The organism is Kitasatospora sp. NPDC101801, assembly GCF_044766665.1.
GTDB lineage: Bacteria > Actinomycetota > Actinomycetes > Streptomycetales > Streptomycetaceae > Kitasatospora.
Genome location: NZ_JBIWML010000023.1, coordinates 18,289 through 43,620 on the forward strand (window position 1 = coordinate 18,289; position 25,332 = coordinate 43,620).

Below are 25,332 nucleotides of genomic sequence, written 5' to 3' on the forward strand. Positions count from 1 at the left end.
GTCAGTTCCCACGCGCCCCGGGCGCACCCCGGGTCGCCCGGGGCGGTGTCAGCTCCGGCCACCGCAGAAGGTTTCCCTTTCCCCGTGCACAGGTCTGTTCCGACCACCCGATCACTTTGTAGCATTCGATCGCCGATTGATCTAACGATATCGATCGATCTCACTGTCGCTCAGGGAGTCACCCCACCCATGCTCCTGCCCCGTATCGCACTCGCCCTGCTGGCGGTCACCGCCGCGGCCCTCCCGGCCCCGGCAGTCGCCGCCACCCCCGTCACCAGCTATCTGGACTGCTCTGCGGCGACCAACGGAACCGGTACCGCCGCCAGCCCCTGGAACACTCCGGCCGCCGCCAACGCCCATGTCTTCGGCCCCGGCGACCAGTTGCTGCTCAAGCGCGGCGCCGACTGCCTCGGCACCCTCCGGCCGCAGGGTTCCGGCGCCCCCGGCGCGCCGATCACCCTGGCCGGCTACGGCCCCGGCACCGCCCGCCCGGTGGTGCACGGCGACCCGGCCTCGGCCGAGCAGGCCGCCGTGCACCTCCACAACGTCGAGTACTGGGAGCTGCGCGAGCTGGAGATCAGCTTCCCCGATCCCGCCGCCACCAGGCGCGAGCGCAACGGCCTGCTGGTCGAGGTCGCCGACCTGCCCGACGGGGTCGGCTCGCACTACCTGGTCGACGACGTCTACGTGCACGACGTCAACGGCGACGCCACCAAGTGGTCCAACGGCATCCAGTTCCGGGTCTCCGGCACCACCACCCCCACCAACTTCGACGACGTCGTGGTGCAGAACTCCCGGATCACCCGGGTCGACCGCGAGGGCCTGACCAACCGCTCCACCTGGATGTGCCGTCCGAGTTACGGCAGCGGGGACGGCTGCGGCTCCACGGTCAACTGGCGCCCGAGCACCCGGCTGGTGTTCCGGGGCAACACCGTCAGCGACACCGGCGGCGACGGCATCGTGGTCCGGGCCGCCGATCACGCGCTGGTCGAGCACAACACCGCGTACGACATCGCGATGCGCCCGATGGGCTCCAACGCCGGTGTCTGGACCATCAACTCGGACCACACCACCGTCCAGTACAACGAGGTGCACCATGTCCGCCGGCTGTCCGACAACAACGACGGGATGGCCTTCGACTCCGACTACGGCAACACCGGCGCGGTGTTCCAGTACAACTACAGCCACGACAACGAGGGCGGCTTCATGCTGTTCTGCGGCGCCTGCGGCGCGGGCTCCAGCAGCACCGGGACGGTGGTCAGGTACAACCTGAGCCGGGCCGACAAGAGCCGCTGGCTGTTCGCGGTCGGCGAGAAGAACGCCCAGATGTACAACAACACCGTGTACCTGCCCGCCGGTTCGACCACCGCGATCATCCAGGACGGCTCCGGCACCACCGCCACCCGGCTGTCCGGCAACCTCTTCCACAACCTCGGCACCGGCGGCTACGCGGGCTTCGGCTCCAACACCTACCAGCCCGCCGACTTCGGCTGGACCGCCAACACCTTCTTCGGCAACCACCCGGCCAACGAGCCGGCCGACCCGGAGAAGCTGACCGCTGACCCGGGCTTCACCAACCCCGGCGGCAGCGCCGCCGAGGACTACCGGATCGGCGCCGACTCCCCCGCCCGCAGCACCGGTTCGGTGATCGCGGACAACGGCGGCCGGGACTGGTTCGGCATCGCCGTACCCGCCGTCTGCCGACCCGACCGGGGCTTCCAGCAGGCCGCCGCCTTCGACGACGCCGCCTGCGCCCCGGCCAACGCCGTCCGCAACCCCGGCTTCGAGACCGGCGCCCTCGCGCCCTGGACCTTCTACGGCGGCGTCACCGTCGACGCCACCGCCGCACACTCCGGCAGCCGCGCCGCCAAGGTCGGCCCGGCCCAGGCCGCCGCCGAGCAGGTGATCACCCTCGCCCCGAACACCACCTACCGGCTCTCCGGCTGGGGCCGGGTCTCCGCCGCCGGCACCGAGCTCTCGCTCGGCGTGAAGCAGTACGACACGCTCGGCTCCACCACCCGGGCCGCCTTCACCACCACCGGCTGGACCGAGGGCGCCACCACCTTCACCACCGGGCCGAACGCCACCGGCGCCAAGGTCTACTGCTACGCCCGCAGCGGCACCGGCTACGGCTGGTGCGACGACGTGACCGTCGTGCCGGCCTGACCCGGGAAGGCCGCCTCCGGTCCGCGCGGGCTCAGATCCGCCAGGACCGGATGCGGTCCGCCGCCACGAACACGTCGGCCTTGAACTCGGCCACGTCCCGGGCCAGTTCGACCAGGGCGCCGTACGGCGGGTCGATGCCCTCCTCGGCCGCGTGCATGTACGCGGCGGTGGCCATGCAGGCGTAGAGGTTGTTGCGCACCGGCAGCGGGCGCAGCTGCACGATGGTGTGCATCAGGGCCGCCGCACACCAGGACGGGTCGGCGTCGTGGCCGAGCTGGGCGGTGTTCACCCGGTGCCGGGCGACGGCGGCCTGCAGGGCCGAGTAGTCGCGGACGGTCAGGTCCTCCGGGTACGCCTGCTCCTGGACGTCGAGCAGCCAGCGGATGTCCACGTGCAGCACGGTCTTCACGCGGCGGGGCCCCGTTCGGCCGGGGCGTCCCCGGGGAAGGCCGGGGCGTCCTCGGGGAAGGCCGCGTCGAACTCGTCCAGGTGCTCGTGCCAGAACGCCACCGCGTGCTCCACGAAGGTCCGCCGCTGCTGCTCACGGACGCTCAGATCGTGGACGTACGCCTTCACGCTCTTGCCGTCCGCGGCGGCGGCCGCGCGGATCGCGGCGAGTTCGAGCTCGGTGTACTCGATGTTGAGCGCTGGCATGAAAGGCACGGTACCGGAGGGGTACCAGGCAGCAGTACCCCTCCGGCGAATCCCGTCACCCGACCCGTCACCGGCTCACATCGGATCGACCGGCCGCAGTTCGCCGTCGAGTTCGAGCCAGCGGGTGATGCCGATCCCGCGCAGGAACGGCAGGTCGTGGCTGGCCACCACCAGCGCGCCCCGGTACCCGGCCAGCGCCTGGGTGAGCTGGCGCACGCTGGCCAGGTCCAGGTTGTTGGTCGGCTCGTCCAGCAGCAGCAACTGCGGCGGCGGGTCGGCCAGCAGCAGGGCGGCCAGGCTGGCCCGGAACCGCTCGCCGCCGGAGAGCGTGCCGGCCCGCTGGTCGGCCCGGCCGCCGCGGAACTGGAACCGGGCCAGCCGGGCCCGGATCGCGTTGTCCCCGGCCCCCGGCGCGTACCGCTTGACATTGCCCACCACCGACAGCTCGTCGTCCAGCAGGTCCAGCCGCTGCGGCAGGTGACGGACCGGCACCGGTACCGACAACTCACCTGCCACCGCCCGGAGTTCACCGGTGATGGTGCGCAGCAGGGTGGACTTGCCGGCCCCGTTCCGCCCGACCAGCGCGATCCGCTCGGGGCCCCGGACCTCCAGGCTGACCCGGTTGCCGTACGCGAGCCGGACGCCGTCCAGGCTGAGCACCGTCCGGCCCTCCGGCACCGCCGTCCTGGGCAGGTCGATCCGGATCTCGGCGTCGTCCCTGACCGCCTCCTCGGCGGCGGTCAGCCGCTCCTTGGCCTCGTTCAGGCGCTCGGTGTGCATGCCCTTCAACCGGCCCGCCGTCTCCTCGGCCCGCCGCTTGAAGGCGCCTGCGAGGATCTTCGGGTCGTTGCGCTGGACCGACTTCCGCTTGCCGTAGCTGGCGCTCCGGTCCAGCCGGATCCGGGCGTCGGCCAGGTCCCGCTGCTGCCGGTGGACGTCGGACTCGGCCGCCCGGACCAACCGTTCGGCGGTCTCCTGCTGGGCTGCCACGGTGCGCTCGTAGTCGGCGAAGTTGCCGCCGTACCAGGTGACCGTGCCGTCCCGCAGGTCGGCGATCTGGTCGACGTGGGCGAGCAGCTCGCGGTCGTGGCTGACGATCACCATCACCCCGGGCCAGCCGGCCACCGCCTCGTACAGCAGTGAACGGGCCCGCCGGTCCAGATTGTTGGTCGGCTCGTCGAGCAGCAGCACGTCCGGCCGGCGCAGCAGCAGGGCGGCCAGGTGCAGCAGCACCGCCTCGCCGCCGGAGAGGCCGCCGACCGTCCGGTCCAGGCCGAGCCGGCCGAGGCCGAGCTTGGCCAGGGTGGCCGTCGCGCGCTCCTCGACGTCCCAGTCCTCGCCGATGGCGGTGAAGTGCCGCTCGTCGGTGTCGCCGGACTCGATCGCGTGCAGGGCCCGGCGGGCCGCCGCGATCCCGAGCGCCTGGTCCACCCGCTGGGCGGTGTCCAGGGTCAAGTCCTGCGGTAGGTAGCCGAGTTCGCCACCGATCCGGATGCTTCCCGAGGTCGGGGTGAGCTCCCCGGCGAGCAGCCGGAGCAGGGTGGACTTGCCCGCCCCGTTCAGGCCGATCAGACCGGTGCGGCCGGGGCCGACCACCAGTTGGAAGTCGTGCAGCACGCTGCGGCCGTCCGGCCACTCGAAGCCGAGGTCGGTGCAGCGGATGGAGGAACTGGGTTGTGCCATGGATGGCCTCCCGAAATGTGGTCGCCGTGGTGGGGAACGAGCACGGGGAGACACCGCTGCGCTGCGGAGGAGGGGAGGGCACCACGAGAAGGGGGCTCGCCACCGAGGTCAACGCACGCACGCCCGCGAAGGATGTCAGCGGGTGAGCGGTGTCTCAGGACCTCAGTAGAGCAACGGCCTTCTCCAGTCTTCGGATCTCTTGCGGTGCGGGATCCACGGTAGGCCGGGGCCGGGACGGCCGCAAAGGGTTTTCCGGCGGGCCCGATAGGATCGGGGCATCATGAGCGCCACTCTCGTAGTCAAGGACCTCAGCGCCGGCCACGGCGACCGCATCCTCTTCTCCGGCCTGGACCTGGTCGTCGCCCCCGGCGACGTGGTCGGCCTGGTCGGGGCCAACGGGGCGGGCAAGTCGACCCTGCTCCGGTTGATGGCCGGTCTGAGCACCCCCGAGAGCGGTTCGCTCAAGCTCAGCCCGCCGAGCGCCAACGTCGGCCACCTGCCGCAGGAGCCGGAGCGCCGCCCCGGCGAGTCGGTCCGCGACTTCCTGGCCCGGCGCACCGGGGTGGCCGCCGCCCAGGCCGCGCTGGACGAGGCCACCGAGGGCCTGGTCGAGGGCCGCCCGGGCGCCGACGACGCGTACGCGACCGGCCTCGACCGCTGGCTCGACCTCGGCGGCGCGGACCTGGAGGAGCGCGCCGAGGAGGTGGCCGGCTCGCTCGGGCTGAAGGTGAGCCTGGACCTGCCGATGACCGCGCTCTCCGGCGGCCAGGCGGCCCGCGCCGGGCTGGCCTCGCTGCTGCTCTCCCGCTACGACGTCTTCCTGCTCGACGAGCCGACCAACGACCTGGACCTGGACGGCCTGGAGCGGCTGGAGTCCTTCGTCAAGGGCCTGCGCGCCGGCACCGTGCTGATCAGCCACGACCGCGAGTTCCTCACCCGCACGGTGACCCGGGTGCTGGAGCTGGACCTCGCCCAGCAGCAGGTGAACCACTTCGGCGGCGGCTACGACGCGTACCTGGAGGAGCGCGCGGTGGCCCGTCGGCACGCGCGCGAGGAGTACGAGGAGTTCGCCGACACCAAGGCCGGGCTCGAGGCCAGGGCCCGGATGCAGCGGGGCTGGATGGATAGCGGCGTCCGCAACGCCCGCCGGAAGTCCAGCGACAACGACAAGATCGGCCGCGCGACCCGCGCCGAGTCCAGCGAGAAGCAGGCCGCCAAAGCCCGGCAGACCCAGCGCATGATCGAGCGCCTGGACGTGGTCGAGGAGCCGCGCAAGGAGTGGGACCTGCGGATGGAGATCGCCGCCGCGCCGCGTTCCGGCTCGGTGGTGGCCACCCTGCGTGGGGCGAAGGCCGAGCTCGGCGCCTTCGCCTTCGGCCCGGTCGACCTTCAGATCGACTGGGCGGACCGGGTGGCGATCACCGGCGCCAACGGCGCGGGCAAGTCCACCCTGCTGGCCGCCCTGCTCGGCCGACTCGAACTCACCGACGGCAGCGCCACCCTGGGCTCCGGCGTGCTGGTCGGCGAGGTCGACCAGGCGCGCGGGCTGTTCTTCGGCGAGGAGCCGCTGCTGGACGCCTTCCAGGCCGCGGTGCCCGACCTCGCACCGGAGGAGGGCCGCACCCTGCTGGCCAAGTTCGGCCTGAAGGCGGCCCACGTGCTGCGCCCGGCCCACACCCTCTCCCCCGGCGAGCGCACCAGGGCCGCCCTGGCCCTGCTCCAGGGACGCGGGGTGAACCTGCTGGTGCTGGACGAGCCGACCAACCACCTCGACCTGCCCGCCATCGAGCAGTTGGAGTCCGCACTCGCCTCCTACACCGGCACCCTGCTGCTGGTCACCCACGACCGCCGGATGCTGGAGGCGGTGACGGTCAACCGCCGCCTGGAGGTCGTCGGCGGCCGGGTCCGGGAACTTCAGGACCGGGTCTGACGGATACGTGGTCCAGACCTTCCGCTGAGGCACCGTCATGTGCTGTGCTGTCGCCCATGGTTGACAGCACAGCACCAGCGGCCACCCACCCCACCGTGCCGCTCCGCCCGATGACGGTCCCCACCCACGAGGCGGAGACCCGCAGCAGGTCCTTCCACGACGTGATGGCCCTGCGCCGGACCGTCCGCGACTACTCGACCCGCCCGGTCCCGGACGGGGTGATCGACTGGGCGATCCGGACCGCCTCGACCGCCCCCAGCGGAGCACACGTCCAGCCCTGGCGGTTCGTGGTGATCACCGACCCGGAGCGCAAGCGGCGGCTGCGCGAGGCGGCCGAGGCCGAGGAGCGCGAGTTCTACGCGCACCGGGCCTCCGAGGAGTGGCTGGCCGCGCTGGCCCCGATCGGGACGGACTGGCAGAAGCCCTTCCTGGAGGACGCCCCGGCCGTGATCGTGGTCTTCGAGGTGCACAAGGGACCGGACTCGCCCCGCCCCTACTACACCAAGGAGTCGGTCGGCATCGCGGTCGGCTTCCTGCTCGCCTCCCTGCACCAGGCCGGTCTGGCCACCCTGACGCACACACCCAGCCCGATGCGCTTCCTGAACGAGGTCTGCGAGCGGCCGAGCGAGGAGCGGGCCGCGTACGTCATCCCGGTCGGCTACCCGGCGGACGGGGCCCTGGTGCCCGACCTGCACCGCAAGCCGCTGGACGACGTGCTGATCCGGCTCTGACCCGCCGTCCGCCCCGTCCCGTACCGACCGTCCGGTTATCCGGAAGCGGTCTCCGCTGAGCGAGAAAATACCTGGTCGGGGGCGTGCCGCGGAGGGGATAATCCGCGCATGAGCGAGACCACCCACGAGCCCGCCCCCGACCCCGAGGCCGCCACCGCTGCCGAGGTCACCGCCGTCACCTCCGGCCGTCCGCCCGAGCTGATCGCCCTGACCGGCGGGGTGTCCCTGCGCCGCCGGGCCCTGGCCGACGCCGATCCGCTGAACGAGGCGGTGGTCGCCAACCTGGACCACCTGCGGCCGTGGATGGCCTGGGCCGCCGAGGCCCCCACCCCCGAACTCTCCAGAGACCTCGCCCAGGCCGGGGTGACCGCCTGGGACGAGGGCACCGACTTCATGTACCTGGCCGGCCTGGACGGGCAACCCGGCAGCGTGGTGGGCGCGTTCGGCCTGCACGGCCGGATCGGCCCCGGTGCGCTGGAGATCGGCTACTGGGTCTCCGCCGACCACACCCGCCGGGGCATCGCCACCGCCGCGGCCGCCCGGCTGACCGAGGTCGCCCTCGCGCTGCCCGGCATCACCCGGGTGGAGATCCACTGCGACGAGGGCAACCAGCTCAGCGCCGCCGTCCCGCAGCGGCTCGGCTACCGGCTGGACCGGGTGATCGACTACACCCCGACCGCCCCTGCCGAGACCGGCCGCAAGCTGATCTGGGTCCGGACCGTCTGACCGTCCGCCGCCGTCCCGGCCCAGGTCAGCGGCGGTCCGTGGCATAGGGTGCGGACAGGGCCGACGTGCCGCCGTCACCCTGTCCGCCCCTGTCGAGAGGACCCGCACCGTGCCGACCGCGCCCGCCACCGGACCCACCGTCAGCCCCTCGCCCGGACGGTTCGGCCTGGGCACGGCCGCAGTCGGCCGGCCCGGCTACCTCACCCTCGGCCGCGACCTCGACCTGCCCGCCGAGCGCACCGTGGCCGCCCTGCGGGAGCGCACCCACGGCCTGCTGGACGCCGCGTACGCCGCCGGCGTGCGGTACTTCGACGCCGCCAGGTCGTACGGCCGGGCCGAGGAGTTCGTCGGCGAGTGGCTGGCCGCCCACCCGGCGGCCGACGACGTGCTGGTGGGCAGCAAGTGGGGCTACACCTACACCGCCGACTGGCAGACCTCCGGGGTGCCGGTGCACGAGGTCAAGGAGCACTCGGTGGCGGTGTTCGACCGTCAACTCGCCGAGACCCGAGCCCTGTTGGGCGAGCGGCTGAACGTCTACCTGGTGCACTCGGTCACCCCGGACAGCCCGGCCCTCACCGACCCCGCCCTGCACGGGCGACTGGCCGCGCTGGCCGACCGGGGCGTCCGGGTCGGCCTCTCCACCAGTGGGCCCGCGCAGGCCGAGGCGATCCGGGCCGCCCTGGCCGTGACGGTGGCCGGCCGCCCGGTGTTCACCGCCGTGCAGTCCACCTGGAACGTGCTGGAGCCGTCCGCCGGGCCGGCGCTGGGCGAGGCGCACGCGGCGGGCTGGTTCGTGGTGGTCAAGGAGGGCATGGCCAACGGCCGGCTGGCCGACCGGAACGCCGCCGATGCCCTGCGCGCCCTCGCCGCCGGGATCGGGGCCTCCTGCGACGCCCTCGCCCTGGCGGCGGCCGCCGCCCAGCCCTGGGCGGACGTCGTGCTCTCGGGCGCGGCCACCACCGAGCAGCTGGCCTCCAACCTCACCGCCCCGGCCCTCGACCCCGATCGGCTCGCCGCGCTGGCCGGCCTGGCCGAGCCCGCCGAGGCGTACTGGCGCACCCGGGCCGCCCTGCCCTGGGCCTGATCCGGCCCGGCCCCGGGCCCGGGGTCTCCCCCGGGCCCGGCCGTGCGGTCAGTACCGGTCGCCGACCGGGGCGGGCAGCGCGTCCAGCTCCGCGAGGTCGGCGGCCGACAGCGTGAGGTCGGCCGCAGCGGCGTTGTCCGCCAGGTACTTGGGCGTCTTGGTCCCCGGGATCGGCACCACGTACCGCCCCTGGGCGACCACCCAGGCCAGCGCAACCTGCGCCGGGGTCGCGCCGTAGCCGTCGGCGATCCGGCGGACGGTGTCCACCAACACCTGGTTGGCCGCCAACGCGTCCTCCTGGAAGCGCGGCAGGGTGGAGCGCCAGTCGTCCGCCGGGAGGTCGGCGGCCGAGCCGAACCGGCCGGCCAGGAAGCCCCGGCCGAGCGGCGAGAACGGCAGGAACGCGATCCCGTTCGCCTCGGTGTACGGCACCACCTCGGCCAGCGCGTCCCTGGTCCAGAGCGAGAGCTCCGACTGCACCGAAGTCACCGGGTGCACCGCCGCGGCCCGCTGGATCTGCTCCACCGTCACCTCGGAGAGCCCGAGTCGGCGCACCTTGCCCGCCGCGACCGCCTCGGCCATGGCCCCCCAGGTCTCCTCGACCGGCACCGCCGGGTCGACCCGGTGCAGCTGGTACAGGTCCACGTAGTCGGTGCCCAGCCGGCGCAGGCTCTCGTCGATCGACCGCCGCACGTGCTCCGGTCGCCCGTCGTTGCCGACCCTGGCCCCGTCGGTGCCCCGCACCAGGCCGACCTTGGTGGCCAGCACCGCCCGCTCGCGGTACCCGCCGGCCAGGCCGGTGCCGACCAACTCCTCGTTGTCGAAAGGCCCGTAGACGTCCGCCGTGTCGATCAGCGTCACCCCGAGGTCGAGCGCCGACCGCAGCACCTCGACCGAGGCCAGGTCGTCACGCCCGTTCGGGTCGTACGCCCAGGTCATCCCCATGCAGCCGAGGCCGATCACGCCGACCTCGGGACCGTCGACGCCGAGCTTGGTGGTCCGCACAGTTGTCACTCCTTCAGATCCGGTGAACCGATCACGCGGGAACCAGCCTGCCCCCTGGAGTGCACCCCAAGTCAACCTCGCCCCGCCGGTCGCCTAGTGCGCCGCGAGCAGCCCGGGCAGCGCACGCATGTCGTGGAACACCACCGTCCCCGGGCCTTCGAGCCGCTCGGCACGGGTCAGCCCGCCCGCGTAGCCGAATGCCCGCATCCCGGCCGCCCGGGCCGCCCGGACACCGGGGTTGCTGTCCTCGACCACCGCGCAGGCGGCCGGGTCGACGCCCATCCGCTCGGCGGCGAGCAGGAAGAGGTCCGGGTCGGGCTTGCCCCGGGCCACCTCCGAGGCGCTGAAGATCCGGCCCGCGAAGTGGTCGTACAGGCCGGTGCGGCCGAGGGTGTGACGCATCTTCTCGTGCGAGCCGCTGGACGCGACGCAGGTCGGCAGGGTGATCGCGGCGAGCGCCTCGGGTAGACCGTCCACGGCGGTGATCCCGGCGTCCACCGCCACCCGGTGACGCTCGATCAGCTGGTCCCACCAGAGGGCCGCCGTCGGTGCGCCGAGCCGTTCGGCGATCTGCTCCTTGATGGAGGCGCTGGACCGGCCGATGAAGCGGTCGATCACCTCCTCCTCATCGAGCGGCCAGCCGAGTTCGGCGCCGAGCTCGACCTGGAGTCGGAGCGCGATCCGCTCGGTGTCCACCAGCACGCCGTCGCAGTCGAATATCACCAGTTCTATCGGCTTGATCATCTCCGCAGCATAGGACCGGCTAGGATCGCCCCAGTTGCCCGGGCGTAGCGCAGAGGCAGACGCATGGTCTCCAAAACCACCACACGCCGGTTCGAATCCGGCCCCCGGGCAGCCTCTCGACCCACCCTCCGGACACAGCCGACCGCCCTCCATGTGCCGGTTGCTCTAAGATCGTCGGCAGCTGTCCGGGCGTAGCGCAGAGGCAGGCGCGCCACTACCGCATGGTGGTCCACGCCGGTTCGAATCCGGCCCCCGGGCAGCACCCACGGTCCCGTAGCGCAGAGGCAGGCGCGCCGCTTTGGCAAAGCGGGTACGCCGGTTCGAATCCGGCCGGGACCACCGAGAAGCGGGAGAGAGCAGTGCCGCAGGACGAGTTGACGCAGCAGGAGCTGGCCGCGTTCGAGCTGACGCTCGGACGACTGCGTCGGCTGCCCTTCGACCATCCGGTGCGCCTGCGGGCCGAGCGCAGCAGCGAGTCCTTCGTCCGCGACGGCCGCAAGCGCCGCCGTCGGGCGGGCCTCGCGGGGGACGCCGTGCTGATCGGCAGCACCGCCACCGGCGGTCTGACCCGCCGTGAGGACGCACCCCTGCCGACCGCCCCGGCCACCGCCCCACTCGGCGAGCTCCGGCGCGCCCAGCACTGCTACGTCTGCAAGTCCGCCTACCGCCGGGTGGACGGCTTCTACCACCGGCTCTGCCCGGACTGCGCCGCCGACAACACCGCCCGGCGCGGCCTCAGCACCGACCTGCGCGGCCGCCGCGCGCTGCTCACCGGCGGCCGGGTGAAGATCGGCTTCCAGCTGGCCCTGATGATGCTCAGGGACGGCGTCGAACTGACCGTCACCAGCCGTTTCCCGCACGACACCCTGCGCCGCTTCGAAGCCGCCCCGGGAAGTGCGCAGTGGCTGGACCGGCTCGACGTGGTCGGCATCGACCTCCGTGACCCCCGTCAGGTCCTCGGCCTGTGCGAGCGGTTGCGCGCCGACGGACGGCCGCTCGACATCCTGGTGAACAACGCCGCCCAGACCCTGCGCCGCCCACCGGAGGCGTACGCGCTGCTGGCAGCCGGGGAGCACGAGAGCCTGCCGCCCGGCAGCCGGGTCTCGCTCGCACCGGGCTTCCGGCCGATGCCCGCGCTCACCGCCGCCTGGCCCGCCACCGAGCTGGCGGGGCCCGAACTGCCGGGCCGGGTGGCCCCGTTGGCCGACGAGGCCGGACTGCTACCGGACGCCGCACCCGCCAACTCCTGGTCCGCCCGCCTCGGTGAGCTCGACCCGGCCGAGGTGCTGGAGACCCAGCTGGTCAACTCGCTGGCCCCGGCCCTGCTCTGCGACCGGCTGCTGCCGCTGCTGCTCGCCTCGCCGCACCCGAACCGCTACGTGGTGAACGTCACCGCCGTCGAGGGCCGGTTCGAGGTCCGCAACAAGACCGGCGGCCACCCGCACACCAACATGGCCAAGGCCGCCCTCAACATGCTCACCCGGACCAGCGCGGCCGAACTCGCCCTCCAGGGCGTGCACATGTGCGCGGTGGACACCGGCTGGATCACCGACGAGAACCCGGCCCCGAAGAAGTCCCGGCTGGCCGACCGCGGCTTCCGCACCCCGCTCGACATCGTGGACGGCGCGGCCCGGGTCTACCACCCGATCGTCCGGGGCGAGGCCGGCTCCCCGCTCTCCGGGGTGTTCCTGAAGGACTACCGCGAGGCGGCCTGGTGAGCACCGGCCCCGATCTGACCCCGCTGCTCGCCTGGCTGCGGGCCGGCCGCCCCACCACCGAGCGGATCGACTTCCCCACCGGCACCGCCCTGCCCGACGGCCGACTCGACCTCTGCAAGCAGGACCTCGGCCCGGACGGCGCGGCCCTGGTCACGGAGTCCCTGCCGCCGCGCGGGCACCTGGTGCTGGCCGACACCGGGCTGCGCGGCCAGGAGGCGCACCTCCTGCTGGACGCCGCCCGGCGCGCCGTCACCCCGACCCGCTACGTGCTCGGCAAGGGTGTCGCCACCACCGTGCGCCGCCGCCTGGACGAACTGGCCGCCGCCGTACCGCCGCCCGCCGTGCCGGGCGACGTGGCGGCGGTGGTCAGCGTGCACCGGACCGCGGGCCCGTCCTGACGCCGGATCAGCGGGGCGGCGCGGCGACCGCGCCGGCGGCGACGTGCCGGTCGGCGACAGACCGGTCGGCGACAGACCGGTCGGCGACAGACCGGTCGGCGACAGACCGGTCGGCGACGTGCCGAAGGCCGGTCACGACCGTCCGGTGATCCGGCGCACCAGGTCGCCCAGCATCTGCCAGGCGGTCGGCTCGGCCTCCGGCTCGACCGGAGCCGGGGCCGGGACCTTGCGCCTGACCGAGGCCCGGACCACCGGGGGACGGCGCGGCGCCACGAGCGCCGGCTCGGGCTCGGGCTCCGGCAGTTCCTCGTACTCCGGCTCGTGCTCGGGCACCGGCCCGGCGATCGCTCCGGCGGTGGTGACGAGTCGGGGAAGGGTGCCGGTGAAGCCGGGCAGCAGCTGCGCGAGCACCGCCCAGGCTTCGCCGTGCCCGCCCAACTCCCGCTCCACCAGTGGCTGGAGGATGGCCTCCGCCTCGGCCAGCCGGGTCGGGAAGAGCGTCCGGCCGGCGCCGAGCAGCCGTAGGGTCTCCAGGACGGGGCCGGACCGGCCCAGGAGGTCCGCCGGACCACCGAGCACACCGGCCTGTCGCAACCGGTGGTCGAACTTGGCGTGGGTGCCGAACGCGGCCCGCAACTCCGGCGGACAGTCGATCTGTTCGGCCAGCGCCCAGCGGGCGTAGCCGGGGAGGGGCTGCTCCTGGTGGGCGGCCACCACCAACGGCCAGTCGGCGCGCCGCAGTTGGCGGGCAGCGGTCTTCGCTGCCCTGAGCGACCTGCCGTGGGTGGCCTGCCGGAGCCGGTCGATCACCGCGGCCGGCGCGCCGAGCTCCGAGTGCCGCGTCAGCACCTGGCCCTCCGGGGCCGGCCCGTCCCGGCCCGGGCCGAACAGCAGGCCGCTGCGCAGATCCTCGGTCACGCCCCAGGGCAACAGACCGTACCGGTCGAGCAGTTCGTTCAGCTCGGGCCGGTCCTGCTGGAGCATCCAGATCCCGACGGCGGGTGTCGCCGTCCGGACCAGGTAGCTGAGCGAGTGCACCTGGTAGCGCTCCGCCGAGGACGGCCCCACCGGACCCTCCGGGCGGATCCGCAGCCGCGCACAGATCTGCCGCCGGGCCCCTTCCGGGGCCAGCCCCACCAGGTAGCGCACCCCTCGGGTGGTCGACTCGTCCATGATCCCCCTCCAACTCCGGCCCGCCATCATGCCAGCCGGTCAGGGCGCGGCCAGCACCGCCTTCGAACGGTCGGCGGCCAGCCGCAGGGCGAAGCCGGCCAGCAACGTGCCCATCGCGTACCGGTGCAGGCGCTGCCAGGTCGGGCGGCGGGCCAGGAAGGCCGCGACCGAGCCGGCCATCAGCACGAAGGCGCCGTCGCAGAGCAGGCAGACGGTGATCTGGGTGAGTCCGAGCAGCAGGCTCTGCAGCGCGACCCGGCCGTGCTCGGGCGAGACGAACTGCGGGAGCAGCGAGATGTACAGGATGGCGATCTTGGGGTTGAGCAGGCAGGTGACCAGACCCATCAGGAACAGCCTGCGCGGCCGGTCGGGCGCCAACTCCCTGGGAGTGAAGACCGATTCGCCACCCGGCCGGACCATCTGCCAGGCCAGCCAGAGCAGGTAGCCGGCCCCGGCCAGCTTGAGGGTCAGGTAGACCTCGGGCACCAGCGCGAAGACGGTGGCGATCCCGGCCGTCGCGGCGACCAGGTAGACCGTGAAGCCGACCCCCACCCCGGCCAGCGAGACCAACCCAGCCCGCCGGCCCTGGGCCACCGACCGGGAGACCAGGTAGATCAGGTTGGGCCCCGGGGTGAGCGCCATCCCGAACGACACCAGGGCGATCCCCGCCAACGCTCCACCGCTGATCATGTCCGTCTCCTCCGCCCACCACGCCGGCCCGCTGCCGGAGCGGTCATGATGGCAGCCGACCCCGCTCCGGCTCGCCCCATTTTCCGGCCACCCCACCCCGCGCGCCCGGGCAGAAGTACGTACCGGGGGCGCATCGCACCGGGTCCCGCACGCCCCCGTACACCCCAAGCGCCCCCTCCTCCGGTGCGGCGGCCGGTCGTGGTTTCTGGGAACGTGGGCCGATCGCTTCGGACCGCAGGGGGACCCGCATGGCACGTCGTTGGCTGATCACCGGATGCTCCTCGGGCCTCGGCCTGGCCCTGGCGGAGGCCGTCGCCGCGGCGGGCGACACCGTCCTGGCCACCGCCCGCAAGCCCGCCTCCCTGGCGGAGCTGAGCCGCCGTCACCCCGACCGGGTGCTCACCGCCGCGCTGGACATCCGCGACCAGGCGCAGGTGGACGACGCGGTGGCGCTCGCCGCCGACCGGCTCGGCGGGCTGGACGTGCTGGTCAACAACGCGGGCAGCGGCCTGTTCGGCGCGGTCGAGGAGGTCTCCGACGAGGAGCTGCGCGACCAGCTGGAGACCCTGGTGGTCGGCCCCTGGCGGCTGGTCCGGGCCGTGCTGCCGCTGTTCCGGGCCCAGCGCTCCGGGCACGTCGTCAACGTCTCCTCACTGGCCGGCCGGATGGCGTTCCCCGGCCTGGGCGCGTACGTCACCGGCAAGTACGCCTTGGAGGGCATGAGCCAGGCGCTGGCCGCCGAGGTCGGGCCGTTCGGCATCCGGGTCTCGGTGATCGAGCCCGGCGGCTTCGCCACCCGCTACGGCGCCGCCATCGCCGAGACCGCCCGGCGGGTCCCGGTCTACACCGAGCCGCTGGAGCCCATGCGGGAGGCGATGCGGCAGCTGGAGCACACCCCCGGGCTGAACCGGCCCGAGCTGTTCGCCGAGCTGGTCCGGCGGCTGGTGGCGGCCGAGCAGGACACCCCGCTGCGGATCCCGGCCGGGCCGGACGCCTACGCCTTCCTGGACCAGGTCGAGCAGGCCGCCCGGGACGAACTGGCCGCCGCCAGGGCGTTCGCCGAGCTGGGCGACTGACCGCCGCCCGAGGCCCGCCCCGGCGGGCCTCGGGTTGACTCCCCTGGTCACGCGGCGTACAGAGAGAACATGCGCCGGGAAGAGCCAGTCGAGGCCCTGCTCGCCGAGGCGCTGCTGCGTGCGGTCCGCACCACCTCGGCCTACGGCGGCGTGCTCTACCTGCGCTCGGCGGACGGCCGGTCACTGGTGCTGAGCACTGTCACCGGGGTCCCGCCGCACCTGCTGAGCGCCTTCCGGCACATCCCGGTGGCCGCTCCCCTGCCGGTGGCCGAGGCGTACCGGACCGGCCGCACGGTGCAGGTGGCGGACGCCGACGACACCATGCGGCGGTACCCCCGGCTGGCCGTCGGGCTGCCGTACGTGCACGCCTTCGCCTGCACGCCGATCAGCGTCGACGGGAAGTCGCTCGGGGTGCTGGCGGTGCTCTGGCCCAGCTCGGCGGTGCCGCCGCCGGGGGCCAAGCGGCAGCTGCGGGCCACCGCCAACCGGCTGGCCGCCGCGCTGGGCGAGCGGGTGCCGGACGTGCCGGGCAGCCCGGTGGTGGTGCCGCTGCCCACCACCGGCAGCCCCGCGCCCCGGGCCGGCGGCCTGGACTGGCGGCTCGCCGACGGCCGGATCACCGCCGACCCGGCCCTGCTCGCCGTCCTGGGCCTGGCCCCGGACGACTTCGGCGGCCGGGCCGAGGACCTGACCGAACGCCTGGAGCCGACCGACGTCGGGCCGCTGCTGGCCGCGCTGGCCGCGGACGCCCCGTTCACCCTCCGGGTCCGGCTGCGGGACGGCCGGCACTGGCTCGACCTGCACGGCCGGCCGGGCCGCCCGGGCACGGTCGGCCTGGTCGCCGTGGACACCGATGCCGCGACCGCCGCGGTGGCCGCGGTGGAGCGGCTGCGCGACGGGGTGGTGGCGCTCGACCCGGACGGGCGGATCAGCTACCTCAACCACGCCGCCGAGCTGCTGCTGGAGCTCGGCCGGGAGGAGCTGACGGGCCATCACCCCTGGTCCGCCCTGCCGTGGTTGGCCGAACCGGCCTACGAGGACCGGTACCGCTCGGCGATGCTCGCCCAGCAGCCCACCGCCTTCCTGGCCTGCCGCCCGCCCGGCCACTGGCTGGCCTTCTCGCTCTACCCGGACGCGCACGGCCTGACCGTACGGATCGTCCCGGCCGGTCCGCCGGGCGCGCACCGGGCCGCCCTGCCGGAGGCGCCGCCGGCCACCCCCGCCACCCTCGGGGCCACCTACCACCTGCTCCAGCTGGCCAGCGCGCTGACCGAGGCGGTGACGGTCAAGGAGGTCTGCGACTGCGTGATCGACCAGATCCTGCCGGGCTTCGACGGCCAGGAGATGGCGCTCTACCTGGCCCGCTCGGGCCGGATGCACCTGGTCTCGCAGACCGGCTACCCCGAGGGCTTCCTGACCCCGTTCGAGGGCACCCCGATCCGGGCCCGGCTGCCGGGCACCGAGGTGTTCAGCACCGGTGCGCCCGCCTTCTTCGAGTCGCCGGACGAACTGCTCGCTGCCTACCCGGGCATCAGCCAGGACGAGATGCGGTCTTGGGCCTTCCTGCCGCTGATCGCCTCCGGCCTGCCGGTCGGCAGCTGCATCCTGGGCTTCGACCGGCCCCGGAAGTTCACCAGCGAGGACCGGTCGGTGCTCACCGCGCTGGGCGGCCTGATCGCCCAGGCGCTGGAGCGGGCCCGACTGTACGACGCCGAGTTCGCCCTCGCCCGGGGGCTGCAACAGGCGCTGCTGCCGCACCGGTTGCCGGAGGTGCCCGGCCTCGCGGTGGCCGCCCGCTACCTGCCCGGCACCCGGGGGATGGAGATCGGCGGCGACTGGTACGACGCGATCAGCACGCCCGCCGGGGTCTGCCTGGTGATCGGGGACGTCGAGGGGCACAACGTCGGCGCCGCCGCCACCATGGGCCAACTCCGCAGCGCGGTGCGGGCGTTCGTCGTCGGCGGCAGCCCGCCGGACGAGGTGCTGACCCGGACCAACCAGCTGCTGCTCGACCTCGATCCGGGACTGCTGGCCAGCTGCTGCCTGCTCCGCCTCGACCCGGCCACCGGCCGGGCGCTGGCCGTCCGGGCCGGGCACGTACCGCCGCTGCTGCGCCTCCCCGGCGGCGACACCGAGCCGCTCGACCTGGCCGGCGGTCCGCTGCTCGGCATCGACTCGGGCGCCGAGTACCCCGGCACCGCCCTGGAGTTGCCGGTCGGCGCAATCCTGGCCCTGTTCACCGACGGCCTGATCGAGCGCCCCGGCGTCCCGCTCGACGAGGGCCTGGACCAGTTGCGCACCGACCTCGCCCACTCCCCCGCCGCCGGACTCGACGCGCTGGCCGACCACCTGCTGCGGGACGCCCGGCGGTCCTCGCACCGCGCCGACGACGTCGCCCTGCTGCTGGCCCGCCGGACGGCGGACTGATCCCGGGCACGACGGCGGCCCGACCCTGTCGGTACGGGGCCGGGCCGCCGTCGGTGCGTCAGGTCAGCGCGCGGCCACGGCCGCGGCCAGGCCGTTCGCCCAGAGGCTGTTGACCCGGTTCTTCTCGGTCGTGTTCGGGTACGGGTTGGTGCAGGAGGTGCCGGGGCCGCCACCGGACATCAGCTCGCTGCACGGGCCCGAGTAGTGGTCCGGCAGACCGAGCACGTGGCCGGTCTCGTGGGCGGTCACCCGGGTCGAGTTGTACTGCTGGTTCTGCCGGTAGTCGAGGAAGATGTAGCCGCGGCCGTGGCCGTCGGTGCTGGCGTAGGAGCCGCGCGAGTCGTTGCCCTCGTAGTAGCGGAAGTCCGCGTTGGTGCCGGCCCGGAGCTGGACGTTGCGCACCGAGCTGTTCCAGATCGAGGCACTGTTGGCGATCTGGGTGCGGAACGTCGGCGCGCTGCTGGCGTCGTAGGTGACCGCCACCACCAGCAGGTACGGGTTGGCCGCCTGCTTGGCCAGCGCGGACTTCATCACGGCCTCCTGGAAGGCCTTGACGTCGGCCTGCTCGGAGGCCGATCCGGTGTACTGGGCGACCGCCTGCGGCTGGGGGGCCGCGCTCGCGACGGGTGCCGCCAGCAGGCCCGCGGACAGGCCCAGGGTGGCGGCCACCGCGGCGGAGAGCATCGAGCGCTTCATCTGGGGACTCCAGTTCATTTCTTCCAAAACCCCTGTGGGGCAAGAGTTTTGGGAGTGGGGGACGGACTGTCGTGCCACTGAGCTTCGGCCACCGGCACCGGACGGCGGATGATGCCAGCCGGAGATAGCGCCGCCCTATACCCCCCTCCGGGCGTCCCTGACATGTCCCTGGCGTGAATCCCCGGTCGGCCGTATGCTCCCGCTGTGGAGCTCGAAGTGAGACACCTTCGTGTGCTGTGTGCGATCGCCGACACCGGCAGCGTCCGGAAGGCCGCCCGGCAGCTCGGCACGAGCCAGCCCTCCGTCAGCACCCAGCTGCTCCGGATCGAACGGGCCCTCGGCGGGCGGCTGTTCACCCGCGAGCGGACCGGCAGCCGGCTCACCCCGCTCGGCCACACCGTGCTGGCCCGGGCCCGGACGATCATCACCGACATGGCCGAACTGGTCAGCGCCGCCCGCCAGGAGGCCGACGACGCCGAGCAGATGACGCTGCGGATCGGCAGCGTCGGCAGCCGCGCGGTGGCCAGCTGGCTGCGCCGGGTGCACGCCAGACTGCCGGACACCCGGACCACCATCCGGATCGACATCTCCGCCAACGCCCTGCTCCACCTGGTCGCCGCCGACCAGCTGGACATCGCCCTGGTGCACGAGAGCGAGGGCTTCCCGCTCCGGCTGCCCGCCGAGGCCGAGCACCGGGTGCTGATCGCCCGCGAGCCGCAGTTCGTCGCCCTCGCGCTCAGCCACCCGGCGGCCGGCTCACCGGTGGTGCGGCTGGAGGACCTGGCCGCCGACGCCTGGATGGTCGACCCGACCGCCGACCACGAGTACGCGGCGCTCTGCCGGGTACTCTCCGAGGCCGGGCTCAGCCCCCGGGTGGTCCAGGTCAGGGACAACGCCACCGCCGCCGAACTGGTCGCCTCGGGCGAGGCCGTCCGCCCCTGCCAGCCCACCTCACTGCCCGGCCCCGGCACGGTGATCCGCCCGGTGCACGGCAACCCGTTCAGCGTCCGGCTGCTGCTGGTCTGGCGCCCCCGTGCGCTCAGCGCCCCGGCCTTCGACGGCCTGTACGCCGATCTGCGGGCCGCCTACCTGGACCTGGCCGGGACCAATCCCTCCTACCTGGCCTGGTTGCTCAGCAACGACAGCTCGCTGCCCCGGCTGCTGGCGCACTGACCCGCCGACCGCCGAGCGGACTCCCCTGGACGGATAGTCTTCGCGCAGATAGTCTTCGCATAGATAATCAAGCCGTGGAGGCCACCATGTGGACGTACCAGCACAGCATCGAGACCGACGCCGCAGCCGAGGCGATCTGGCGGCTCTGGGCCGACGTGGACGGCTGGGGCGGGTGGAACGCCGAGATCGAGAAGATCGACTTCCGCGGCCCGTTCGCCGTCGGCGCCACCATCGCGATGACCCCGCCCGGCGAGGACCCGATCGAACTGACCGTGGTCGAGCTCGGCGAGGGTGAGCACTTCACCGACGAGGCCCGCTTCGGCGGCCTGGTGCTGCGCACCACCCACCGCCTGGTGCCGCTCGGCGCGGGGCGCACCGAGGTGGTCTACCGGATGGAGATCAGCGGTGAGGGCGCCGACCAGGTAGGCCCGGAGATCGGCCCCGGCATCACGGCCGACTGGCCCGACACGATGGCCGCGCTGGTCGCGCACGCGGCCCGGGGCTGACCCCGTGCAGCCGGCCGAGAGCCCCGGTTTCCTGCTCTGGCACGCCACCCTGCGCTGGCAGCGCGGGATCGCCGCCGCGCTGGCCCCGCTCGACCTGACGCACGTTCAGTTCGTGCTGCTCGCCTGCACCTGGTGGCTGAACGGCCAGGGCGAGCACCCCAGTCAGCAGGCGCTGGCCCGGCAGGCGGGCACCGACGTGAAGATGACCTCCCAGGTGCTGCGCACCCTGGAGGCCAAGGGCCTGGTCGGCCGTGAGGTGGACCCGGCCGACAGCCGGGCCAGGCGGCTCCGGGTGACCGCCGCCGGGGCCGAACTGGCCCCGCGCGCGATCGCGGCTGTCGAGCAGGTCGACACCGAGTTCTTCAGCCCGGTGCCACGGGACACGGTGGTCGCACTGCTCGGCCGGCTCGCGCACCCCGAGGACTGACGGCACCTCAGCCGGCGCCTCAGCCCAGCAGGTCGCTCATCGAGGCGGCCATCGCGCGGACGAAGGCGTCCCGGGTCGGCCCGGCCACCAGGTCGAGCGAGAGGTAGGGGTTCAGGTCCTCCAACTCGACCAGCAGCAGCTCGCCTTCGGCCGTCCGGCAGGCGTCCACCCGCTGCACGCCGTGGTCGAGCGAGTTCCAGTCCACGAAGGTCCGGGCGAAGGTCAGGTCGGCGCCGGTCGGCCGGTACGGCTCCAGCTGCCAGCGGGCGCCCGGGTCCGGGGCGTACAGCGCGTACTGGAACTCCCGGCCGACGAAGTAGAAGGAGACCTCGTACCGGAAGTCGATCCGGGGCTGCAGCAGGGTCGACCCGTCCAGCTCCAGCTCGGCCAGCGCGGCGGCCGGGAGCACCGTGAGACCTATCGAGTCGGCCCCGAGCTTCGGCTTGCCGACGTACTCGGCGACCTCGGGCAGCCGGCCGAGGTCGGCCCGGTCCGCCACGGTGGGGATCACCGGGAGGCCGGCGGCGGTCAGGTCGAGCAGGTACTGCTTGCCCGCCATGTCGCCCCGGCCGTGCAGCGGGTTGAAGACCCGGGTGCCGCTCGCCAGCGCCCGGGCCCGGAACGCGTCGTAGCCCTCCTGGTAGTGCAGCACCGGTCCGCTGTTGCGGACCACCGTCAGGTCGAAGCCGTCCATCAGGGCCGCCGCGTCCAGCGGGTGGCAGAGCGCCAGCTCGAACGAGCCGCGCAGCGCGGCCGACAGGGCGATGTCCTCGTCGCAGTAGCGGCGGCCCCGGGCCGGGTAGGTCAGGTCGGTGACGTAGAGGACACGGGACATCGGCGGAGCTCCGTTCGGCAGGTGCGGCCCACCCTACGTCCGGCTGCCGAACGGCCGGTCGTCCGGGTCCGCCGGGTCGTCCGGCTGGAAGATCTCCTCGACCGCCCGGCCGAAGAACCGGGCAAGGCCGAAGGCCAACGGCAGCGCCGGGTTGTACCGGCCGGTCTCGATCGCGTTCACGGTCTGCCGGGAGACCCCGAGGACGGTGGCCAACTTCTGCTGGGAAAGCCCGAGTTCGCGGCGCAGCTCGCGCACCTTGTTGCGCACACCGGAGAACGTAGGACGCCCCCGGGAGTGCGTCAAGGGTGCTTTACACCACCCACCCCACCGGGACTACCATCTGTGAATGACGGACACCTCGGAGAGAGCACGGGAACTCGCGGACCTGGCGGCCCGGTTCCCGCAGTTGCACGCGCCCCAGCGCTGGGCCTGGGGCGGCATCGACGCACAGTTCTCGGCGGCGCTGCCGCCCGACGAACTCATCACCAACATCCACCTGGTGGGCTTCTCCGGCGACCAGGTGGTGCTCTGCCGGGACGCCCGCGGGCACTGGTTCCTGCCCGGCGGCACCCGGGAGGCGGCCGAGAGCATCGAGAGCTGCCTGGCCCGCGAGCTCCGCGAGGAGGCCGGCGCCCGGCTGCTCGGCGAGCCGGTCTGGATCGGCGCCCACCGCTGCGTCACGGATCACCCGGTGCCGTACCGCCCCTGGCAGCCGCACCCGGAGAAGGCGTGGCTCTGGGGCTGGGCCGAGGTCACCGTGGACTCCGAGCCGAGCAACCCGGACGACGGCGAGCAGGTGGTCGAGGTCCGCGCGATGGACCCGGCCGAGGCGCAGCGGTTGCTCACCCACCACCGCGAGACCTGGTGGCGCGAACTGGTCGCGCTGGCCGTCGAGTCCCGGGTCGGCGCCCACTGACGGCCCCGTCGCCCCGGACGGGGCCGGCCCGCTCGGGACCGGGGCGGCCTGGTCGACTCGATCGCCCGAGGGCCTCGGGGTGCTGCTGCCCGCGCTCACCGCGCTGGGAGCAGGACGCCCCGGGCCCGCTCGTCGGGGCCCGGGGCGTCCGGTTCGGTCAGCCGTGGCCCGCCGGGGTCACTTGCCGGTCAGGCCGGCCCGGCGCAGCGCGTCCGCCATCGCGCTGTTGGCGGCGGGCGCCGGCGCCGGGGCGCTCCGCCGGTCCTGCCGGGGCGGCTTGGCGCCCCGGCCCCGGTCGCGGTTCTGCTCGCGGTCGCGGTCCCGCTCGCGCGGCGCCGCCTGACCGACCTCGTCGTCCAGCCGCAGCGTCAGCCCGATCCGCTTGCGCGGCACGTCCACGGTGACCACCCGGACCTTGACGATGTCACCGGGCTTGACCACCTCGCGCGGGTCCTTGACGAAGTTCTTCGACAGCGCCGAGACGTGCACCAGACCGTCCTGGTGGACGCCGACGTCCACGAACGCGCCGAACGCCGCGACGTTGGTGACCACGCCCTCCAGCACCATGCCCACCACCAGGTCGCCGATCTTGTCGACGCCCTCCTTGAAGGTCGCGGTCCGGAACGCGGGGCGCGGGTCGCGGCCCGGCTTGTCCAGCTCGCCGAGGATGTCGGTGACGGTCGGCACGCCGAAGGTGCCATCGGCGAAGTCGGCCGGCCGCAGCGCCCGCAGCGCCGCCCCGTTGCCGATCAGCGAGGGCAGGTCGCCACCGGTCGCGGCCAGGATGCGGCGCACCACGGGGTACGCCTCGGGGTGCACCCCGGAGGCGTCCAACGGGTCGTCACCGCCGGGCACCCGCAGGAATCCCGCGCACTGCTCGAACGCCTTCGGGCCGAGCCGCGCCACGTCCTTGAGCGCCCGCCTGGTCCGGAACGGGCCGTTCGCGTCGCGGTGCGCCACGATGTTGTCGGCCAGCGTGCCGGTCACCCCGGAGACCCGGGTGAGCAGCGGCGCCGAGGCGGTGTTGACGTCCACCCCGACCGCGTTGACGCAGTCCTCGACCACCGCGTCCAGCGAGCGGGACAGCTTCAGCTCGCTCAGGTCGTGCTGGTACTGGCCGACGCCGATCGACTTGGGGTCGATCTTCACCAGCTCGGCCAGCGGGTCCTGGAGCCGCCGGGCGATCGAGACCGCGCCCCGGATCGACACGTTCAGGTCCGGCAGCTCCTGCGAGGCGAAGGCGGAGGCGGAGTACACCGAGGCGCCCGCCTCGGAGACCATCGCCTTGGTGAGGGTCAGCTCGGGGTGACGCTTGATCAGGTCCTCGGCCAGCTTGTCGGTCTCCCGGGAGGCCGTGCCGTTGCCGATCGCGATCAGCTCGACGTCGTGCCGCTCGGCCAGCGCGGCGAGGGTGGCGATCGAGGCGTCCCACTTGTTGGCGGGCTGGTGCGGGTAGATCGTGTCGTACCCGAGCACCTTGCCGGTGGCGTCCACCACGGCGACCTTGACGCCGGTCCGGAAGCCCGGGTCCAGTCCCATGGTGGCGCGGCTGCCGGCCGGGGCGGCCAGCAGCAGGTCGCGCAGGTTGGCGGCGAAGACCCGGACCGCCTCGTCCTCGGCCTCCTGGCGCAGCCGGGTGCGCAGGTCGATGCCGAGCCGGACCAGGATCCTGGTCCGCCAGGCCCACCGGACGGTGTCGTCGAGCCACTTGTCGGCCGGGCGGCCCCGGTCGGCGATGCCGAACTTGGCGGCGATCCGCCGCTCGTAGTCGTTCTCGCCGGGCAGGTCGCCGTCGGCGCCCTCGTAGGGGGAGAGTTCGAGGTCGAGCACCTCCTCCTTCTCGCCGCGCAACATCGCCAGGATGCGGTGCGAGGGGAGCTTGCCGTACGGCTCGGCGAAGTCGAAGTAGTCGGCGAACTTGGCGCCGTCCTGCTCCTTGCCGTCCCGCACCGTGGCGACCAGCCGGCCCCGGGTCCACATCCGCTCGCGGAGCGTGCCGACCAGGTCGGCGTCCTCGCCGAACCGCTCCACCAGGATCGACCTGGCCCCGTCCAGCGCCGCCGTGGCGTCGGTCACCGACTCGTTCAGGTAGCCCGCCGCCAGCACGGCCGGGTCCTTGGACGGGTCGGCGAGCAGGGTGTCGGCGAGCGGTTCGAGACCGGCCTCGCGGGCGATCTGCGCCTTGGTCCGCCGCTTGGGCTTGAACGGGAGGTAGATGTCCTCCAGCCGGGCCTTCGAGTCGGCGGCCAGGACCTGCGCGCGCAGCGCGTCGTCCAACTTCCCCTGGCTCTCGATCGACTCCAGCACGGCGGCCCGCCGCTCCTCCAACTCCCGCAGGTAGCGCAGCCGCTCCTCGAGCGTGCGCAGCTGGGTGTCGTCGAGTTCGCCGGTGACCTCCTTGCGGTAGCGCGCGATGAAGGGCACGGTGGCGCCACCGTCGAGGAGCTCGACGGCGGACCGCACCTGCCCCTCCCGTACGCCCAGCTCTTCGGCGATCTTCCGTTCGACTGACATGGTCACGAAGCCGGTCACCTTCTCCTGCGTTCAGCCTGAGTTCCGCCCCGCATTCTGGCA

The 25,332-nt window shown here is 73.6% G+C and carries 24 protein-coding genes and 3 tRNA genes; 16 read left to right on the forward strand and 11 right to left on the reverse strand.

Going from position 1 to position 25,332, the window contains the following annotated elements:
* The first annotated feature begins 189 nt into the window (after positions 1 to 189).
* Positions 190 to 2,166, forward strand: a complete 1,977-nt coding sequence (locus tag ACIRPK_RS23230; protein ID WP_403041198.1) for a carbohydrate binding domain-containing protein — start codon at positions 190 to 192, stop codon at positions 2,164 to 2,166.
* 31 nt (positions 2,167 to 2,197) lie between these two features.
* Here the strand turns inward: ACIRPK_RS23230 and ACIRPK_RS23235 are convergent, their stop codons facing one another.
* The 3 genes from ACIRPK_RS23235 to ACIRPK_RS23245 all read right to left on the reverse strand — a co-directional run bounded on the left by ACIRPK_RS23235 (position 2,198) and on the right by ACIRPK_RS23245 (position 4,503).
* A complete protein-coding gene (locus ACIRPK_RS23235; protein WP_403041199.1) occupies positions 2,198 to 2,575 on the reverse strand; it encodes a toxin Doc in 378 nt (125 codons plus the stop codon).
* Complete coding sequence (locus ACIRPK_RS23240) at positions 2,572 to 2,820, reverse strand: hypothetical protein (RefSeq protein WP_403041200.1); 249 nt, start codon at positions 2,818 to 2,820, stop codon at positions 2,572 to 2,574. The genes ACIRPK_RS23235 and ACIRPK_RS23240 overlap by 4 nt, the downstream gene beginning before the upstream one ends.
* A 75-nt stretch (positions 2,821 to 2,895) precedes the next feature.
* Complete coding sequence (locus tag ACIRPK_RS23245; RefSeq protein ID WP_403041201.1) at positions 2,896 to 4,503, reverse strand: ABC-F family ATP-binding cassette domain-containing protein; 1,608 nt, start codon at positions 4,501 to 4,503, stop codon at positions 2,896 to 2,898.
* 280 nt (positions 4,504 to 4,783) lie between these two features.
* Here ACIRPK_RS23245 and ACIRPK_RS23250 point away from each other — a divergent pair, with 280 nt between their 5' ends.
* The 4 genes from ACIRPK_RS23250 to ACIRPK_RS23265 all read left to right on the forward strand — a co-directional run bounded on the left by ACIRPK_RS23250 (position 4,784) and on the right by ACIRPK_RS23265 (position 8,974).
* Positions 4,784 to 6,433 carry an ABC-F family ATP-binding cassette domain-containing protein gene (locus ACIRPK_RS23250; RefSeq protein ID WP_403041202.1) on the forward strand — a complete coding sequence of 550 codons (1,650 nt, stop codon included), beginning with the start codon at positions 4,784 to 4,786 and terminating at the stop codon, positions 6,431 to 6,433.
* Between the two features lie 56 nt (positions 6,434 to 6,489).
* Positions 6,490 to 7,164 (forward strand): nitroreductase family protein, encoded by a 675-nt coding sequence (locus tag ACIRPK_RS23255; protein ID WP_403041203.1) that lies wholly within the window; start codon positions 6,490 to 6,492, stop codon positions 7,162 to 7,164.
* A 108-nt stretch (positions 7,165 to 7,272) separates the two neighbouring features.
* Positions 7,273 to 7,890: a GNAT family N-acetyltransferase gene (locus ACIRPK_RS23260; protein WP_403041204.1), complete on the forward strand. Its 618-nt coding sequence runs from the start codon at positions 7,273 to 7,275 to the stop codon at positions 7,888 to 7,890.
* A 109-nt stretch (positions 7,891 to 7,999) separates the two neighbouring features.
* The gene (locus ACIRPK_RS23265) at positions 8,000 to 8,974 is read left to right on the forward strand and encodes an aldo/keto reductase (protein ID WP_403041205.1); all 975 of its coding nucleotides are present in this window, start codon (positions 8,000 to 8,002) and stop codon (positions 8,972 to 8,974) included.
* A 48-nt stretch (positions 8,975 to 9,022) separates the two neighbouring features.
* Here the strand turns inward: ACIRPK_RS23265 and ACIRPK_RS23270 are convergent, their stop codons facing one another.
* Both ACIRPK_RS23270 and ACIRPK_RS23275 read right to left on the reverse strand, forming a co-directional pair.
* Positions 9,023 to 9,979: an aldo/keto reductase gene (locus ACIRPK_RS23270; RefSeq protein ID WP_403041206.1), complete on the reverse strand. Its 957-nt coding sequence runs from the start codon at positions 9,977 to 9,979 to the stop codon at positions 9,023 to 9,025.
* 93 nt (positions 9,980 to 10,072) lie between these two features.
* A complete protein-coding gene (locus ACIRPK_RS23275) occupies positions 10,073 to 10,723 on the reverse strand; it encodes an HAD family hydrolase (protein WP_403041207.1) in 651 nt (216 codons plus the stop codon).
* 36 nt (positions 10,724 to 10,759) lie between these two features.
* Here ACIRPK_RS23275 and ACIRPK_RS23280 point away from each other — a divergent pair.
* From ACIRPK_RS23280 to ACIRPK_RS23300, 5 genes are all read left to right on the forward strand, one after another.
* Positions 10,760 to 10,834: transfer RNA gene (locus ACIRPK_RS23280), tRNA-Trp, on the forward strand.
* A gap of 72 nt (positions 10,835 to 10,906) precedes the next feature.
* A tRNA-OTHER gene (locus ACIRPK_RS23285) sits at positions 10,907 to 10,982 on the forward strand.
* Between the two features lie 8 nt (positions 10,983 to 10,990).
* A tRNA-Ala gene (locus ACIRPK_RS23290) sits at positions 10,991 to 11,062 on the forward strand.
* A 20-nt stretch (positions 11,063 to 11,082) separates the two neighbouring features.
* Positions 11,083 to 12,441 (forward strand): SDR family NAD(P)-dependent oxidoreductase, encoded by a 1,359-nt coding sequence (locus ACIRPK_RS23295; RefSeq protein ID WP_403041208.1) that lies wholly within the window; start codon positions 11,083 to 11,085, stop codon positions 12,439 to 12,441.
* Entirely contained in the window at positions 12,438 to 12,839 is a 402-nt protein-coding gene (locus ACIRPK_RS23300) for a hypothetical protein (protein ID WP_403041209.1), read from the forward strand. The genes ACIRPK_RS23295 and ACIRPK_RS23300 overlap by 4 nt, the downstream gene beginning before the upstream one ends.
* A 132-nt stretch (positions 12,840 to 12,971) precedes the next feature.
* Here ACIRPK_RS23300 and ACIRPK_RS23305 read toward each other — a convergent pair whose 3' ends face one another.
* Together ACIRPK_RS23305 and ACIRPK_RS23310 are read right to left on the reverse strand one after the other, a co-directional pair.
* Positions 12,972 to 14,012 (reverse strand): hypothetical protein, encoded by a 1,041-nt coding sequence (locus ACIRPK_RS23305; protein ID WP_403041210.1) that lies wholly within the window; start codon positions 14,010 to 14,012, stop codon positions 12,972 to 12,974.
* A gap of 39 nt (positions 14,013 to 14,051) precedes the next feature.
* Positions 14,052 to 14,702, reverse strand: a complete 651-nt coding sequence (locus ACIRPK_RS23310; protein WP_403041211.1) for a LysE family translocator — start codon at positions 14,700 to 14,702, stop codon at positions 14,052 to 14,054.
* A 248-nt stretch (positions 14,703 to 14,950) separates the two neighbouring features.
* Between ACIRPK_RS23310 and ACIRPK_RS23315 the strand changes: the two genes are divergently transcribed.
* Together ACIRPK_RS23315 and ACIRPK_RS23320 are read left to right on the forward strand one after the other, a co-directional pair.
* Entirely contained in the window at positions 14,951 to 15,778 is an 828-nt protein-coding gene (locus ACIRPK_RS23315) for an SDR family oxidoreductase (protein WP_403041212.1), read from the forward strand.
* Between the two features lie 69 nt (positions 15,779 to 15,847).
* Complete coding sequence (locus ACIRPK_RS23320) at positions 15,848 to 18,205, forward strand: SpoIIE family protein phosphatase (protein ID WP_403041213.1); 2,358 nt, start codon at positions 15,848 to 15,850, stop codon at positions 18,203 to 18,205.
* Positions 18,206 to 18,268: 63 nt separating this feature from the next.
* Here the strand turns inward: ACIRPK_RS23320 and snpA are convergent, their stop codons facing one another.
* Positions 18,269 to 18,919 carry a snapalysin gene (gene snpA / locus ACIRPK_RS23325; RefSeq protein WP_403041214.1) on the reverse strand — a complete coding sequence of 217 codons (651 nt, stop codon included), beginning with the start codon at positions 18,917 to 18,919 and terminating at the stop codon, positions 18,269 to 18,271.
* A gap of 198 nt (positions 18,920 to 19,117) precedes the next feature.
* On the opposite strand from snpA, the gene ACIRPK_RS23330 reads away from it, so the two are divergent.
* The 3 genes from ACIRPK_RS23330 to ACIRPK_RS23340 all read left to right on the forward strand — a co-directional run bounded on the left by ACIRPK_RS23330 (position 19,118) and on the right by ACIRPK_RS23340 (position 21,007).
* Positions 19,118 to 20,074: a LysR family transcriptional regulator gene (locus ACIRPK_RS23330; RefSeq protein WP_403041215.1), complete on the forward strand. Its 957-nt coding sequence runs from the start codon at positions 19,118 to 19,120 to the stop codon at positions 20,072 to 20,074.
* A gap of 74 nt (positions 20,075 to 20,148) precedes the next feature.
* Positions 20,149 to 20,580, forward strand: coding sequence for an SRPBCC family protein (locus tag ACIRPK_RS23335; protein WP_403041216.1), 432 nt, complete (start codon positions 20,149 to 20,151; stop codon positions 20,578 to 20,580).
* A gap of 4 nt (positions 20,581 to 20,584) precedes the next feature.
* The gene (locus tag ACIRPK_RS23340) at positions 20,585 to 21,007 is read left to right on the forward strand and encodes a MarR family winged helix-turn-helix transcriptional regulator (RefSeq protein ID WP_403041217.1); all 423 of its coding nucleotides are present in this window, start codon (positions 20,585 to 20,587) and stop codon (positions 21,005 to 21,007) included.
* A 19-nt stretch (positions 21,008 to 21,026) separates the two neighbouring features.
* On the opposite strand, the gene ACIRPK_RS23345 is transcribed toward ACIRPK_RS23340, so the two are convergent.
* Together ACIRPK_RS23345 and ACIRPK_RS23350 are read right to left on the reverse strand one after the other, a co-directional pair.
* On the reverse strand, positions 21,027 to 21,842 hold the full coding sequence (locus tag ACIRPK_RS23345; RefSeq protein WP_403041218.1) for a hypothetical protein: 816 nt from the start codon (positions 21,840 to 21,842) through the stop codon (positions 21,027 to 21,029).
* Between the two features lie 33 nt (positions 21,843 to 21,875).
* Positions 21,876 to 22,109 carry a helix-turn-helix transcriptional regulator gene (locus tag ACIRPK_RS23350; RefSeq protein WP_403041219.1) on the reverse strand — a complete coding sequence of 78 codons (234 nt, stop codon included), beginning with the start codon at positions 22,107 to 22,109 and terminating at the stop codon, positions 21,876 to 21,878.
* Positions 22,110 to 22,188: 79 nt separating this feature from the next.
* On the opposite strand from ACIRPK_RS23350, the gene ACIRPK_RS23355 reads away from it, so the two are divergent.
* Positions 22,189 to 22,758: an NUDIX domain-containing protein gene (locus ACIRPK_RS23355; RefSeq protein ID WP_403041220.1), complete on the forward strand. Its 570-nt coding sequence runs from the start codon at positions 22,189 to 22,191 to the stop codon at positions 22,756 to 22,758.
* A 177-nt stretch (positions 22,759 to 22,935) separates the two neighbouring features.
* Here ACIRPK_RS23355 and ACIRPK_RS23360 read toward each other — a convergent pair whose 3' ends face one another.
* A complete protein-coding gene (locus ACIRPK_RS23360; RefSeq protein ID WP_403041292.1) occupies positions 22,936 to 25,272 on the reverse strand; it encodes a Tex family protein in 2,337 nt (778 codons plus the stop codon).
* Positions 25,273 to 25,332 lie beyond the last annotated feature (60 nt).